General features: G+C 47.8%; 2 protein-coding genes (1 of these 2 cut by a window edge). Both read right to left on the reverse strand.

Translation table 11 applies throughout. The features are described from left to right. On the reverse strand, window positions 1-7,434 hold the 5' portion of the coding sequence (locus tag EXT47_RS14870; protein WP_130126959.1) for a non-ribosomal peptide synthetase. Its footprint begins 2,394 nt before the window's first position; only the first 7,434 of its 9,828 coding nucleotides appear in the window; the start codon lies at window positions 7,432-7,434; the stop codon falls past the left edge of the window. Beyond that, window positions 7,434-17,360 (reverse strand): non-ribosomal peptide synthetase/type I polyketide synthase, encoded by a 9,927-nt coding sequence (locus EXT47_RS14875; protein ID WP_130126960.1) that lies wholly within the window; start codon window positions 17,358-17,360, stop codon window positions 7,434-7,436. Before EXT47_RS14875 ends, EXT47_RS14870 begins: the two co-directional genes overlap by 1 nt. Window positions 17,361-17,830: the final 470 nt, after the last annotated feature.

The following is a 17,830-nucleotide window of genomic DNA, read 5'->3' on the forward strand; positions in this document are numbered from 1 at the left end:
TCCGGCAATAGGCGAGCCAATGACAATATCCTGCGTTTGACAAAGACGAAGCATCAACAGCGAAAAAGTACTTTGCAACCACATATACAAGGTCACTCCTTGTGCTTGGCAATGCGCTTTTATCGCCTCAACTTGCGACGTCGTAAGTGTATGACGAATACACTCACCATCAAGGGACTGAACTTGTGGCCGCTCAAAGTCCAGCGGTAATTCATGAACAACAGGACACTGCTGCAACTGAGTTTGCCAATAAGAAAGATCTGCCTGATAGCTATCTTGCTGTTGCTGCTGCCAGTAGGCAAAGTCTGCATACTGCACCGCTAGCGGTTTAGCGTATTGCTCTGGCAACGGATACGCTGGCGCTTCACTAAAGTGCCGATAAAACGCCACAAACTCTTTGGCAAGTAGCGCCATCGACCAACCATCGCTGGCAATGTGATGCATGTTAAACAAGAGTCCAAATCGGTTGTGACTAAACTGTACACAGATAACGCGCAGCATAGTGTCTTGGCATAAATCAAAAGGCTTGCTGAGCGATTGTTGCTGCAATGTTTGCCAACGCTGCTGTTGCTCTGCGTTGTTTAGCCCAGACAAATCTACTAATTCCACAGGACAAGCTACTTGGGCACGAACTTGCTGCACAGCACCGTGCTCACCACTTGCAGGAACGATGACCGTACGGAGCACTTCATGACGTGCAACAATCGCGCTTAACGCTTGTGTTAAAGCGTCAATATCTAAGGCTCCTTCACACCAATAGCTCGCTGGCATATGGTATTGCACACTCTGCTCATGTAACTGGTCAATTAACCACAAACGCTGCTGGGCAAAAGACAGAGGTAACGCTTGAGCTCTTGATACTGGCTCAATGGTATTGCTGTGCGCAATCATCGAACTTGCAGTTATCACTTCAGCAAACGCTGCAATACTTGGCGCATCAAAGAGTTGTGGCAAGGTGATATTTCGCCGTTGCTCACTGCGCACTCGGCTGATCACTTTTATGGCGAGCAGTGAATGCCCACCTAAGTCAAAGAAACTGTCGTTAATACTCTGTACTTGGCTCGGTAATAGCTCACGATATAACTCAAGTAAATAACGCTGTATGTCTGTGAGCTTAGATCCATCAATTACCTCGGCGACCTCATGGCTTTTCGCCTGTGCCTGATAGGCAAACTGTAGTGCTTGCTTGTCTACTTTTCCGTTTGCAGTCAGTGGAATATCAGCAACGATATCCAGCGCGGCAGGTAACATGTAACTGGGCAGCGACTGCGATAAAGCTTGGCGCAACTGCACGAGTGTGAGCTTAGCCTCACCATTTAAAACCACATGAGCCACTAGGCTTTCTTGTGCTTCATCAACACTCACAGCACAGCTCTTTACCTGCGCCAACGCGTCGATTTGATGGGCGATTGCCACAAGAGAAATACGGTAGCCTCGCAGTTTTACTTGCTCGTCTAACCGCCCCAAATAACAAAGGTAGTTTGCCTCACCGCGCGCATTCGCCTGCCACTTTGCCTTGTCGCCACTGCGATACCAACGCATGCTTGAAGTACCAGACGCAGGCACTGCTTGCTCAACAAAGCGTGTTTGCGTCACACTCGCGAGATTAATATAGCCTTCACACACCCCACCTCCCGCTAGCCAAAGCTCCCCGGGCATATTAGGTAAAGCCAGTTCGCCAAACTCGTCGACTACCGCAAGTGTCATATTATCGATAGCATGACCAATAGGCACTTCTTCGTGGCTCGCTAACAAGTGGCGCGATTCATGGCTTACAGAATAGATACTACAGCCGACTGTTGCCTCAGTTGGGCCGTATTCGTTTATCCACTGAGCATTAGGGAGCTTATCCATCAGCTTATCAACCAAGGCTGCACTTAGCCCCTCACCGCCAACCACAAATCGGTGGGCGATATTACTGCGAGTTTGTGCGTCACTTAATGCAAATACCGCGCGTAGGTGCGCCGGTGTTAACTTGAATAACTTGGCTTCGTTGGCTGCAAAAATCTGCACTTGTAAGGCAGGCAACAATTCAGCGCCCGTGGGGAGCAACTCAAGCTCACCGCCTCGCATTAAAATAGGCACTAAGGCGGTCACCGTCGCATCAAATGCCAGCGGTGTACTGAGCACTGCCTTGGTTATGCCTCCTGATTGTGGCAGGTAACGCTGACAAGCAAAACGCAGATAATTATTGAGGTTGGCATGACTAATGGGCACCCCTTTTGGCTGCCCAGTTGAACCTGAGGTATAAATAACATAGGCAAGCTCGGCCTCGTTAAATGCAGATGCGCCTTCATCTACCAGCAAACTGGTATCGTAAAACGCAAAATTCCCCTCGGCTTCGAACAAATCATCAAGCAACAAAAAGTCACTTCCGGCTTCAATCAAGCGCTCGGCATCTTCACTTAGCGCCAGCGTCAATACGATGTCTGCATCATTCATGATATAGGCTAAGGTATCGGTTGGCGTGTCATGATGAATGGGCACATAGGTATGGCGCGCTTTTAATATTGCCAGCACCGCGGCCACCATGTAACTCGAAGACGGCAGTAAAATAGCAATGCGACTTTGCTCGGCAAATGCCATTTCTAATAAGCTATTAGCAAGTTGGTTCGCGCATTTTTCTAAGGTGAGATAACTACAAGTGAACTCTCCCATGCGCACCGCAGTCTGTAGTGGGGTCTGAAGAGCCACCTGACTAAACTGAGTTACCCATGGCTGTTGCTCTGTCACTTCTACCGCAACACTTTGCTGCTGTTTTAATAGTGCTAACTGCTGCTCAGCGGGCCACAATGACAATGCTGACAACGGGGTATTTGGCTCTGCAAGACACTGCGATAACACATAACAAAACTGCTGATGGAAACTAACTACACTCGCTTCTTGCCACAAATTGCTATCATAAAGCCATTCAACGGTGAGTACATCCCCCTCGTCTATCACTGCGACTTCCAAATCTAATTTGGCCCCGCGTACTTTACTTTGGCAGGGCGTCACTTCCAATTGTTCTAGCCTAAGGTTTTCATTTACCTGATTATTTACCCGAAACACGATTTGATGCAGCGGATGCTGGGCGCTTGAGCGTTCAATGTCTAGCTCATCCACTAACACGTCGAAGGGAATATGTTGATGTTGCAATGCGTCGTTGAGTAAGCCTTGGGTTTGCTGTAGCGCTTGGGTAAAACTAGTGTCTTCACTCCATTCGCTTCTAAGCACTAAGGTATTGATAAAATTACCAATCATATTCTCAAATGCTTTAAGGTGACGTCCTGATACCGGCGTACCAACAACCACATCGCGCTGTTGAGAAAAGCGGCTTAACCACAATGAAAATAGCGTTTGCAGTAACACAAATAAGGTTTGCCCTGAACGAGTTTGATACGCTCGAAGCGCACTAACCAGCGCTGCAGGTATGGGCTCAATCACTAAGGCGCCACGCAAAGAGGTTTTTGCTTCTCTGCTACAATCTAGCGGTAATTCATGAATCTTGGGCAGACCTTGTAATTGCATACGCCAATAGTCGAGCTCCTGTTGCCATAGCGACCCCTGTTCTAGCTGTTGTTGCCACATTACATAATCAACGTAATGCAGCTCTTGTAGCGCTAAGGTTTCGCCGCTGAGCGCAGCTTTGTAAGCCAGCCCTAAAGCCTCACTCAAACACGCAATAGACCAACCATCGGCAGCGATATGATGTAAGGTGATCACAAGGGTAGCCTGCATCGCCTGTTGTTGATAAAGACTGGCGCGCAGCATTAAATCACGGCTTAAATCGAAGCTGGTTGCGTAATCTTCTGCGATAGCCTGCTCTAACGCATGTACTTGTTGCTCTGCGGATTTATCTGTCCAGTCGTGCTTAACCAGGGTAAATCGAGCATCAAGGTTAATGCTTTGGAGCGGTTCTCCTTGCTCATTTTGATGGTAATTAAACGCCAAGACTGGATGTTGCTTAATCACAGCAATAAAGGCTTGCTCTAAGGCTTCAGTATTCAGCTTGCCTTGCAATTGGAATATGCCCTGTAGGTTATACTGGTTGCTGTGCCCTTGCAGTTGGTCAACAAACCACAAGCGCCGCTGTGCAAATGACAAAGGATAACTAGGCTGTGATGGCGCAGGTTGTAGACTTGGTAATGAAGATTGAGACTGAGAGTTAGCCAGCATCTCGCTTAGTTCAAGTACACTCGGATTGGCAAATACTTGCTTTAAGCTCACCTCCACCGAGAGCTGGGCTCTTAGCTCATTGAGTAATTGCATTGCCAATAAGGAGTGACCACCGATGCTGAAAAAGCTATCGTGCAGCCCCACTTCTGGTGCGCCTGTTAAGGTTTGATAGAGCGCAATTAACTGTCGCTGCAACCTACTTGTCACCTCACTACTTTGGCTTTGAGAAGTTAATGCCAAAGACTGTAATTGTTGGCGGTCTATCTTGCCATTACTCAGGGTGGGTAAATGCTGGCAAAGCTCTATCCAGCTTGGGATCATCGGCTCAGGCAAGCCACGCTTCAAGCCTTGGCGGATCACCTCGCGCAGATTGGTTGCGGCGCACTGGCTGCCATCAACACTTACCACAAAAGCAACCAAAGCATCTTGTTTGCCGAGCTTGCGCACAACGACTGCAGCCTGCGTTACCTCATCAAGCGCTAACAGTGCAGCTTCTATTTCATTGAGGTCAACACGGTAACCGCGAATTTTCGCTTGTTTGTCAATTCGACCGAGAAATTCAAGCTCGCCACTCGCATTCAGTCTAACGCTATCACCGCTGCGATAAAAACGGACGCATTGGGCACTATGTTGCAAGCTACTTGTAAACTGAGCTGCGGTCTCTGAAGGCGTATTTATATACCCTTTAGCGAGGCTCGGCCCGCCAATATAGAGCTCTCCAGGCATGCCTGCAGGTGTTGGCTTCCCCTGTTTGTTGAGTACGCAGGTGGTAACATGTGCCAAAGGCGTACCGATCGGATAACTGTGGCCGGTTAGCCTGCTGTCTGTCACTTCATGACAAACCACTCCAACACAAGCCTCCGTCGGACCATAATGGTTAAAAATACGCGCCGCTGGCGTCAGCGCGCGAATGCTATCAACAAGCTGCTCACCTAATGCTTCTCCACCTAACACCCACTGCGAAATAGCGGGCTTTTGCTCAGCAAACTGAGGCAAAAGCACCGCGGCAAAAGAAGGGGTTAATTTAATCAAATTAACTTGCTCAGCTACTAACTTGGCTGCGATTTCAGTCGGTTCTGGCGCTTGGTTTGCAAGGGTGAGTACCACAGTGCCGCCATGAGTAAGCACCGGATAGACAGCCGTTAAGCATAAGTCCGTAGCAAGTCCTGTGACCACCCCCGCTCGCGTATCTTGGTTGTAACTCAATCTCGCCGCGATACAGCTGCAATAGTGGCTCAGCGCGCCATGGCTGATCTCAACCCCTTTGGGCACACCAGTAGAACCAGAAGTAAACAACACATACGCGCTATCATCAAAACTTGGTGAATAAGTTTGCTGCAGCGCTCCTTTGTTTTGGCTCAGCTCACTATATGTAAGCACTCTGATGTCAGCTTCTCGTAGCGCTTGGCAAAGTGGCGTTTCGACACTTACTACCACCGTATTACACTCAGCTTGCGCTAGCATTTGTAGCGCTCTGGCCGCAGGCATATTGCCATCAATAGGTAAATACGCACGGCCACTTTGCATTACGCCAAGCATAGTGACAATGTCACTCATATCACCCGTTGTTATCAGCGCAATGATTGACGTGGCTGCGTGTAAGTTATTGGCAATTTGCAAACTTTGGGCATACAACTGCTGATATGTCAGGGTCCGTGATGCTTCGCCCTTGGTACTTGGCACAACTACCGCGATCGCCTCACCTTGGGTTTGCGCTATATCTCTGATTGCTTGCGGCACAAGCATCGGCTGGCTGATATTGTGATTGATATCCGCCACCGTTGTCGGTACGTTCGTTGATTTGAGCACCAAGTCGTCAATTGGCAGCGCCTCTTTAGCACAGTAGCACTGGACGAGTGCCAAATAATCATCGGCAAACCGCTGAATAAGCGCATGGTCATAAAGCCCTGTTGCATAAACAAAGTCACACACAAGGGCATCATCTGTATCATCAACAGATAGGGTTAAGTCAAATTTCGCAGTGCCATTATCTAGGGCAATTAACTCGGCTTCTAATTGGTTATTTACCGACACTTTACTACTTGCTACACCATTGTAGTTAAATAACACTTGAAACAAGGCGGAATGCGCGGCGGATTTGGGTAGCTCTAGCGCTTCAATGATGTCTTCCACGGCAGCGTTTTGATTACTAAGCCCTTGCAATACTTTGTATTGCAGCGCCTTAATCGCCTCACTCATGGAGTGATGGCCGTTTATCTGCATACGCAGTGGCAAGGTATTAATAAAGCAGCCAAGCATAGCTTCAAACTCGCTTTGCTGACGATTTGCAACCGGCACCCCTAAGGTAATATCGGCTTGCTCACTGTAGCGATAAAGCAAGATGTAAAACACGCCCAGCAAGGCGGTAAAATGTGTTACGCCATCGCTGCGGCAAGCTTTATCTAATCGTTGTATTAGCTCAGCGTTAAACGAACAACGAACCGTGTCACCTTGGTACTCCTTTTCTTTTTTTCTTGGATAGCTGGTGGGCAATTCAAACGGTGTAAATGCCTCTAACTGCTCAGTCCAATAAGCCAATTGTTGTTGATAGTCTGGGGATTGCCTTAATTGCTGCTCCCAGTGCACATAGTCAACATACTGTAAATCGGGAAGCTCAACACACGCCTCCGATAGCTCATACAGCAGTGCGTTGATAAACACAATCACGCTCCAGCCGTCACTAATAATATGATGCATGTTAACGAGTAACCAGCGGCAATCAGTGTGAGAGTTACTCACTAAAGCCGTCACTTGCAGCAGCGATTCGCTGGCAAGATCAAACTGATACCGCACAGCCTGTTTAATCGACTCTGGTAGCTGATTGGGTAGCGCTTCTTCATCCACGGTCATCACAGCAATTTTCATCGCCTCAGCAGGTTCAATTTGCTGCACGACCTTCCCTTCAACCGTGATAAATCGTGCTCTCAAAATATCGTACTTAGCTATCAAGCGGCTCAACGCTTGTTCAATGTCCGTGACTGAAAATGGCTGCGATAACTTAACTAGCCCAGCCATGTTGTACGCCGCAGTGCCCCCTTCATATTTATCAATAAACCACATTCTTTGCTGTGCTGCCGAGAGCGCAGCAGATTGCTTTTGCTGTCCTTGAAGGTAGGTGATAAGCGCAGTTTTGTGCGCCTTTATCTTATCCAGAATACCCTCAGGCACCTGCCCAAGCGGTGTTCTAAGTTTTAATTTATCTTGCTGTAAATAAACATAAATCTGTTGACGGTCCAGCTCATCTAACCACTGTTTTATTGCAAAGTTTTCCATCATTACAAGTCCATCTCCGTCATAGATTTATCACTTAGCGCAGCACTCAAATCTCGGTCGCTTACAATATCACTGACTTTCTCTACGTTTGGAGTCTGCGGCTCCACCGAAATAGCATCATGAGCTTGTTTTAGCGCTTCGATACACTCAGCAAGCTCTGCAATACAGGCGTGCTCAAAGATGTCGCCAATGGTCAATTTAATATTGAAAGCTCGGTTGAGTCTCGATACCAACTGCATACCAATCACCGAATTGCCGCCGCTATCCACAAAACGTGCTGTGACGCCCAACTGCTCAACAGGGAGAAGCGCTATATAATGTTGATGCAGCTGTTTTTCTGTTTCAGTGCGAGGAGCCAACGTGCATATTTCTGATACTTGTTCGGCAGCAGGCATTGGTAGTGCTTTTCGGTCGCGCTTACCATTTGGTGTCATCGGCCATTGACTTAACCAAACAAAATGCTCAGGTACCATGTAACTTGGTAACCATTCACCGAGCGCTTGGCGCAGCCGAGGTGAAGACCACTCGGTTGATAGCTCACCATCATCAATCATATAACCACACAGACATGGGCCAGTTTCTAGTGTTTGTACGCAAACATCGACTTCACTAGTATTGAGTATCCGCCCCAAATGATGGCTAATATCGCCAAGCTCTATACGATGACCATGGAGTTTAATTTGATTATCTAAGCGTCCTTTTACTTCAAAGCGGCCATCAGCTAAACGCCTCGCTTTGTCTCCCGTCTTGTATAAGCAGCGGCTAGTGGAAGCTGTAAATTGATGATTGATAAAACGCTGCTCGGTCAGCTCCGCTTGATGTAAATAACCCATAGCAACACCACTACCACCAATGTATAACTCACCCCATACGCCATCGGGTAAAGGCAACCCTTCACCATGACACTCGGTAGGGAGCACAAATAAGCTGGTATTTTGTATCGCTTTACCAATGGTTACCTCTGCGGCATTGTCGATATGTGCCACCGCCGACCAAATCGTGGTTTCGGTTGGCCCGTATAAGTTATAAACCGCTTTGCTGTGACTAAGTAACTGCGCGGCCAGTGCCTGAGGTAAAGACTCACCGCCACTCCATACTTTTATGCCAGAAGTGCATGCTGGCGCCGCACTTAACACGAGTTGCCATAGCGTTGGCGTTGCCTGCATCACCGTGATCTGTTGCTGTTCAATAAGCGCGCCAAGCACAGCAGGATCGCTAATACTTTCATCACTTGCCAGCACCACCGACGCACCAACTAGTAATGGCCCAAACAACTCTAGCAAGGCAATATCAAACGCCACTGTGGTAATGGCCAATAAGCGGTCATCCGCCACCAGCCCCGGCTCACGACACATAGATGCAAGCAAATTAGCAAATGCCCCGTGATTAACTGCAACGCCTTTGGGTAACCCCGTGGAACCAGAGGTATAAATCACGTAAGCACGCTGCTGAGCTTGAATTAGTAAGCTTGGGCTGCGAGTCGAACTTTTGGCAATGTCTTCTGCATCGCTATCCATACAGACTCGTTTGAAACGACCATGATTGAATAACGCAGACTCTGCACTGCTGGCATCACACAGCACAACACTCACTTTGGCATCCTCTAAGATATGCGCGATGCGCTCATCGGGGAACGTTAAATCAAGCGGTAAAAATGCCGCTCCAGCTTTCATCACCGCCATGAGTGCTACCAACAGCTCCGCCCGGCGTGGTAATGCCACCGCCACGATACTATTGGGCGTTACCTGCTGCTTCATCAAGTAGTGAGCGAGCTGGTTAACACGCGCATCTAGCGCCTCATAACTGAGACTCACATCATCCGTTACCAGTGCCGTACGTGCACTGCAACGCGACACATTGTGCTGCCAAGTTTCAACAAAACTCGTCGCGACCTTAACCGATTTCTCTTGCTGTAGCGGTAACTCAACCAATCGATACACATCATCACTACTTTGTATCAACTCATTTTGAGCCCCTATCGGTGTGTTGCCTTGAACCTGCGACAGCAAATGGACAAACTTAGCCACATACTGGGTCATTAATTCAGTATCAAATTTCGCCGTGTGATATTCCACTAACAGTGACCACTGCCCCGCAACACAGGTCATATTTGTCGTCAGTTCAAATTGGCCAAATTTAGCTACACTTGGCTGCACTTCAACTTCTAGCCCATTAAAACTCGGCAAAGTGGTGACTTTATCTAGATTAAACAAAGTGCTAGGTAGAATTAGCTGATCATCGGCAAGCCTTGCATACGGATGAGTTTGGTGATCAAAGGCATCAAGTAAGGTGTTTTGCACCCGCTGTACCAGCTCACCGATAGTGCTAAGGCCTGCTATATCCACCACAATGGGTAAGATATTGGTGCAATAACCCAGTAAGGCTTGGTCGAGTAACTCAGGCTCAAACTGCGATGCCAGTCGTTGCCTATCTGATACCGGCACTCCTACACTTATCACAGTCTGGCCGCTTAACTTGTGTAGCCACAGGCAATACAGTGCAAGCATTGTCGCAAATTGCCCACAACGCAAAGATTGAGCAAGGGTCTCAGTATTTCGGATTGCACTCGATGAAATGGGTAATGTGAGCTGATTAACTTGGTATGAAGCCACGCTCACCGTCGTTGATTTTGGTAGCTCAAGTGGTGTTAAACTCGCTAAGCACTGATGCCAAAAAGCTTGGTTTTTTGCAGCTTCTGGTGAATGCGAATATGCCTGCAAGCTATCAACGTAGTGACTGAAGGAGACAGCTCGGCTTGCCACCTCATTTTGTTTTGCATCTTGATTGTAGCGCTCAGCGATTGCTGCCAGCACCATTTGTAGTGAAAGTCCATCGCAGATCACATGATGAGCCACAACACTTAGATAGTGCTGTACTTTGCCATCACTCAATAACGTCACTCTACAAAGCGCATCCTTTGCAAAGTCAAATGGTTGGTAACGCAGCGCGGATAACCGCGCTTGCAATGTTACTTGGTCGTCCTCACTCCATGGCTCAACATGCAACTCGGCTTTTTCCACTCGGCAATATTGCATTAAGCGGTCGCTATCGACACCAAAACGCAAGATTGGAAAGTCGCGGCAGACCGCAGTAACGGCTTGTTGCAGCCGCGCTAAATCGAGCTTACCTGAGAGCTTTAATATCGCTTGTAATTGATATGCACTCGCCCCTTCGCTAGAGGTCAACGCCATCGCTAATAGCTGCTGCTGGCTATGACTAAGTGGAAATGCAGCATCGTCATCACTTGGGCTCACTTCACCAAAATAACCCGCACGTTTTAAGCTAAGTACACTAGCTTCAACTGCGTTTATCACCGCTGCAATGTCTTCATCTGTATGGGCGGCGCTGAAAAAGCAGTTACGCCCTTCCCAGATAAACACACCGCGCTCTAGCATTTCATAAAAGAACACATCAAGATTTTGCGAAAAGCGAAAACGAAATAATGAGGCAAACGCTTCTATTCGAATGGGTACGTCATGGGTTTCAAAAAACCCATTGAGATGTGCTTTAAATGCCGCGGTTTTGTCGTTGATCCCTTGTTGTAACGCCGGACCTTGCGACTTAATCGCTTGCAACACCGCTTTGGCACTCGCCATGGTCATTGGATGTTTGCAGAAAGTCCCGGCAAAGAAGGTAGTATCGGTCAAAGGGTAAGAATCATCTCCGTATTGCCAATTTCCTCCGTCAATGGCATCAAGATAGGTAGCGGCCCCCGCGACCACACCGATAGGCATACCACCACCGACGATTTTGCCGTAGGTTGCCATATCGGCCTTAACCCCTATCAAGCCTTGAACGCCACCAGGATGTGCTCTAAAGCCAGTGATCATTTCGTCAAAAATGAGGGCAATACCATGCGCTTCGGTAAGCGTACGTAGTTTACGTAAAAACGCCCAAGGCTGATTTTCAGGATGACGGCTTTGTACCGGTTCAACAATCACCGCGGCAATATGTTGTGCCTCTCGGGTAATAACCTCTAGTGCTTCATCATCACCATAAGGTAAAACGAGATTATCGGCGATTGCGCCATAACGCACTCCAGCGCACATTGCCTCGACGCCTTGCTCTGGCGACTCAGTTGCTAAAGTACCATCATAGTGACCATGGTACGCACCTGAGAACTGAACAATTTTATCGCGCTTGGTCACCGTTCTTGCCAAGCGTAGCGCCGTCATGACAGCCTCTGTACCAGAGTTACAAAACGATGCCCGCTCAAGCCCAGTCAGCTCACAGATAAGTGCAGCAACCTCAGGCGCATCAGGACTTGCAAGTCCAAGTTGCATACCGGCTTCAAGCTGTTGCGCCAGTGATGCTTTGATAAAGTCAGGATTATGACCAAATAAGTTAGTACCAAAGTCCATGGTGATATCAATATAGCGATTATCATCGATATCCCAGATATATGCGCCCTCACAACGCTTAGAAAACACCGGATAAAGTAGCTCTTTGCTCGACAGTCTGAAACCTGCCGATGCTCGGCAATCCGCAAGGCGTCCGCGATATTCGCTCACTAGCGCTTTTGAACTGTGCGTTTTCGCAATGTAAGAGTCACTCAATGCAGCAAGATGTTGACGCATGGCTGGGCTGCTATTGGCACGCTGCACTTGTTTTTGCTGTGCGCCTGGTAATACAGATTGGGCTCTGCTTGGCTGGGGTTTTGATACCAAGGTTGCTGTCGAGGTGACAGCACTGCTTTCAACTTTCACGCCCTGTATATGGCGTAACTGCTGCCCCACCACAGCTTCTAACGCGGCTCTCGCTTCAGCGTTAGTCACTGTGCTTGCCGCCTGCAATTGCGCCTGATAGACAGCGACGAGTGTGTGGTTGTCAGCCTCTACTGCACTACCTTTTGGCGTATCAGTCGTTACCGATACAGGTGATGGCAAACTGCCAGCTTGTTGAGGACTTTGCGGCACTTTGAGATAGTCACTATGGCTTTGAATATAGGCCACTAACTTATCGACATCGCTGAGCTCTTGATAAAATTGACGAACACTAAACTCTAAACCGAATTCCCGCTCATATACTCTAACGGCCTGCATGATCATCAACGAATCAACCCCCATTTCTAGCAAAGGGAGGTTGGTTTGGATAGCATCAGCGGGCATCGACAAGAGTCCCGCTAGGGTATTGAGCACAAAGCTGCGGATCTGAGCATCACGGTCACTCGCTTCGACCACTGCCTGTGCTTCGGGCTGTGATTGTTCAGTACCAAAAATCCAGTATGAGCTGCAATCAAATGGATATTGCGGCAAGCCCACTCTAACGCTCGGACGATTGCCATACACCGGTTGCCATTCGAGCGGCCCGCCTAAATCGAGGTATGTGCCCAAACACTCGGCGAACCTCTTGCTGTCATCGCCTTTGGGGTGCAATACATGGGCATAATTAAGCGCTTTGTTATTGCTGTTTTCTTGTAGTAAGCCACTCAAAATAGGTTTGGGACCAAGCTCAATAGCTAAGCCATGCTCAAGTGACTCAAGCGCAGTTACACAGTCAACAAAGCGAACCGGTGCCTTAATTTGTTCAACCCAATACTCAGCTGTTGCAATGCGTGCGGTCTCTACTTGCCCCGTCATGGACGAAACAAAAGGCAGCCGAGGCTGTTGAAATCTAACCTGCTCAGCGACTTTCCTAAAGGCGTCTAGCATGGGGTTCATCAGTGGAGAATGGAAAGCGTTTGCAGTATGCAGCGCTTTTACTTTAATTTGCTGTGCTGCAAGTACGTCACTGAGGGCAGTGATTGCTTCATCAGCACCGGAGAATACCACCCCTGCCTCACCATGGAAGGCTGAGATCACCACTTGCCCTTGATACTCGCTCAAGCAACTCTGTGCGGTTATTTCATCACACCTTGCGGCGATCATGCTACCTTTTATCGGTAATTCATGCATTAGCTGACCACGCGCTGCAATCAACTCAACGCCATCACGAAGCGAAAACACACCCGCAATACAAGCCGCTGCATACTCACCAACGCTATGACTGAGCAGCTGAGATGGCTTTACCCCATAATGCATCAATAAGTTTGCCAAGCTGTATTCGACGGCAAACAAGCTCACTTGCGTCCAACGCGTTTGTGCGAGTAGTTCACTATGCTTTTCATCGAATAACACATCCAACAGGCGTGCACCAAAGCGCTCGCCAATCAGGCTGTCAATGTCATCTAAGTGACTGCGAAACACTGCGTGGTGTTGATATAAAGAGTGGGCCATCAAGGGGTATTGCGAACCTTGTCCGGTGAACAAAAACGCAACTTCTGGAGCAGCATTTGCCGAGGACTGTTCGGCAATAATCGGAATATTCAGTTGCGAAATAAGTGCTTCTCTGCTCGCGCTACTAAACGTTTTATGCACACCTTTAAGCGGTACTTGCTCGGCATTTTGTGCGCAGAAGTCATCAAATGCTTGAGGAGTCAAACTCAACAATCGTTCACTATAGTGACCGGCAAGTTGCTGCAATGCAGCTTTCGATTTAGCAGCGAGAGGCAATAGATAAAACGAAGGTGGTGTTACTTCAGCTTGTGTGTCGGGTTTAGGCACAGGCGCTTGTGCGCAGATCACATGGGCATTAGTACCACCAAAACCAAAAGAGCTTAATCCAGCGGCTCTTATTCCCCCTTGTTGTACAGGCCATGTCTGCATGCTTTGCGGCACCATAAACGGAAGTTTTTGCCATGGGATATGCGGATTTAACACCTCACTATAACGCTGTGCAGGAATTTGCCCATGCTGTAAACACAGGAGCGCTTTGATAAGCCCAGCAATACCCGCACCGGATTCAAGGTGACCAATATTCGCTTTTACCGCACCGAGAATAACCGGATCATGACGACTATGGTGTTCTCCATACGTGCGGTTTAATGCTGTGATCTCGATAGGATCGCCAAGCTCCGTACCCGTGCCATGGGTTTCCACATAGTGGATATCTCCCGCCTGTATCTTGGCATTATCAAGGGCGGTATTGATCACAGCCTGTTGCGCGGCGCTATTTGGCGCGGTAATGCCATTGCTGCGGCCGTCTTGATTAATTGCACTGCCTTTGAGTACACCAACAATCGGGTCGTTGTCTGCCATGGCTTGTTGTAGCGGCTTTAGCATCACCACCCCAACTCCTTCACTTCGCACATAGCCATCCGCTGCCTGTGAAAAGGTTTTGCAATGGCCGTCTGCTGCCAACATTTGTGCGTTTTCACAGGCCTTAGTCACATCATCGCTCAGAATAAGATTAACGCCCGCCACCAACGCCGCGTTCGTTTCTCCATTTCTTAGTGCTTGAATTGCATGATGAAGCGCCACCAGCGATGACGAGCACGCCGTATCAATCGCCACACTCGGGCCGGTAAAATTAAAGCTATAAGAAATCCGGTTTGCAGCAATGCTCAGCGCTGTACCCGTACCTAAATATGCGGTACTTTTTTGCTGTTGTTGCGACAATAAAAAGTAATCATTTTGCGATATACCAACATACACGCCAATATTGCTACCTGCGAGCGTGGCGGGTTGGTAACCTGCATGCTGTATGGCGTGATAAGCCGTTTGAAGCAGTAATCTATGTTGTGGGTCGATATGCTTAGCTTCGAGTGGCGAGATACCGAATAATGCAGCGTCAAACTCATCGACATTCTCTAAATAACCACCGAGACGGTCGGCTTCAAGGTTAGGGCAAAGCAGCTGGCGCTTAGGATCTGGCGCGGTGATCCCATCACCCTGCTGACATAACAGCTGCCAAAATGCATCGAGTCCATTTGCTGAAGGATAACGACAGGCCATGCCAATCACGGCAATATCTGTATCCGCAATATCTTCAGCTCGGCGAGTAGGCTGCGCCTTATTCGCTTGCTCAGTGGCGCCTTTCGACTCGTTAAGCTCTGTCTGTCCTAGGGCTTGAGTAAGCGTACTAAACTGACTTAAATACTGGGCTAGTTCGCGAATCGAGGGATATTCGTAAAGTACCGTAGGCTCAAGATCTAGCTCGTGTACTTCCATTAATTCCCCTGAGATCCGTACCGCTTTCATCGAATCTACACCTAATGCCAAGAATGGCGCGTCGATATCCAAACTACGCGCGGGCTTATCTATTTCTTGTGCGACTAAATCTTGTAATAACCGCTGAATTTGCTGTAGTGACGACGAGGATGATGGCGCCTCAGCTTGTTGTGGCGTAGCTTCTTCACGGGCACGCGCAATTACTTCAAAATTATTGGCTAAATAACTGCGCTTATTCTCTTGGCGCTGTATTTTACCGCTCGATGTTTTATGAATGCGACCGGGTTTTATCAATACGATGTCATAGGGCGTAATGCCGTGGTGCTCAACGATCGCAGCAGTGATCTGCTGTAATACCTGCTCAGCATTTAACTTTCTTAGTGCAGTACGCTTTACTTGTTGCACGATAACCAAACGCTCTTCATCGCCATTGGAAGCTACCGAAAACGCCGCACCGCCATTTTGCTCTAAGCTATCGCTTGCTTGTGTAACCGTAAGTTCTATATCTTGCGGATAGTAGTTTTTACCGCGGAAGATAAGCACGTCTTTGGCGCGTCCTGTAACGAACAATTCCCCACGCTGGATAAAGCCTAAATCACCAGTACGGAGATAAGCCCGCTCGTCAGCACCTTTAATTCTGGCATGAAACGTAGTCTCGGTTGCCGCTTGGTTATTCCAATACCCCTTTGCTACACTTGGGCCAGTTACCCAAATTTCTCCGGTTTCACCATCATTGCAGGCTTCAAAAGACTCAGGGTTAACAATCGCAATGCAATGCTCGCCCCAACTCACGCCAGAAGATACGGCGTAATAAGGCTGCTGTTCATCAGCCACATCTAACGCATAAAACGCATCTACTGTATCTTCATCTGCGACTCGTTCGGCTTTACCCTGTTGTAGCTTGGTCGCATCAATACGTAATATCCTTGGCTTTTCTAGAAGACGTCCACCAGTTGCAAATAAGGTGGTTTCTGCCATGCCGTAACAAGGTGCGATACTCTCTCTTTGTAAGCCACACACTTTAAACTTTTGATAAAAACGCTCTAACGTGCTGGCACGCACTGGTTCTGCGCCATTTAATGCCGAGCGCCAATGGGACAAATCTAAGTCTTTAAGATCTTCATCTTTGACGGTGTCCACACACAGGTCATAGGCAAAGTTTGGCGCACTTGACGTTAATGCTTTGGTTTGTGAAAGCAGTTTTAGCCAACGTAGTGGTTTTTGCAGGAAATAAGCCGGATTCATCAGTGCCGCTGTCGCACCGATGTAGATTGGGTGCATAATGCCAAAAATCAGTCCCATATCATGGAAATGAGGCAACCAACTTACAATCGAAGAGTTGCTATCGTGACCAAACGCTTCTTTCATTAGCGCCTGATTATCAAGAATATTGTCGTGGGTTACCATTACGCCTTTAGGTGTGCCCGTCGAGCCTGAGGTATATTGCAAAAATGCCAGTTGCTCACCAAGGAGTTGTGCACGAGGCCACTGTTGAGTGGTCGATTTAAGTGCAATGTTATCGGTAGTAAATAGTGCTAACTGCGCTAGACTTGGCTCAGAATCAAGCAATGGCTTGGCGATTTCATTGATCTTTTCACTGGTAAGCGCACCTTTGGCACCTGCGTCTTCGATGATGGCACGCAGACGATCAACATTTTGATTCTTTTTAGGGGGATAAACCGGTACCGCAATTATCCCTGCGTATAAACAAGCAAAAAAAGCTTCAATAAATTCAAATCCAGAGTTGTACAGTAATAATGCTCTGTCACCCGGTTCAAAATATTCACTCAATGTCTCAGCAATAGAGGCTGCACGCTCATGCAGTTCTTGGTAGGAAATAGTTTTACTTGGTAACGCCTCATCGTAAAAATACTGATAGGCAATATCTTGAGATCGAGTACGCGCTAAACCCGCGAGTATAGTAACAATATTTGTATTCATGCCATCCCCATAACTTGGTTGGGATTCCTTTGGCAACAGCGCGAGCAGTATCAATTTGGCTTGCGACAGTTAACCATCAGTAACGTTGTGAAAAACCAATCAATTACTTAACCGCAACAAACACAGTACCCACTTAAGTAGGAGAACGTTTGTAGGGTATATCTATAAAGGTTAACTAACCGCTAAAACCGCGAGCCAAGTTAATCAACAGCACCTTTTGCTATTTGCTTGCAGCATACATACAACATTGCTGTAATCACTCACTGTCACTTTAACGCTTGAATATGGCAACTTTTTTACCATCCTTATACGCGAGGGTGACGACATCAAAGTCTCAAATAGAGTTATAAAAAAGACCATACTGAAGCTGGTAAATCACACACAATTTGTGTGGCTTCACATCAACGACTCATGATCTGTACTGAAAAAGGCTAGCACAAGAAACTGATAAATAAACCGCTTTATTAACA

Source organism: Pseudoalteromonas sp. CO342X, assembly GCF_004208915.1.
Taxonomy (GTDB): domain Bacteria; phylum Pseudomonadota; class Gammaproteobacteria; order Enterobacterales; family Alteromonadaceae; genus Pseudoalteromonas; species Pseudoalteromonas maricaloris.

What these genes read in the sequence shown, in the direction of transcription:
- EXT47_RS14875 (WP_130126960.1), bottom strand. Translation starts at nt 17,360, where the DNA reads ATGAATACAAATATTGTTACTATACTCGCGGGTTTAGCGCGTACTCGA.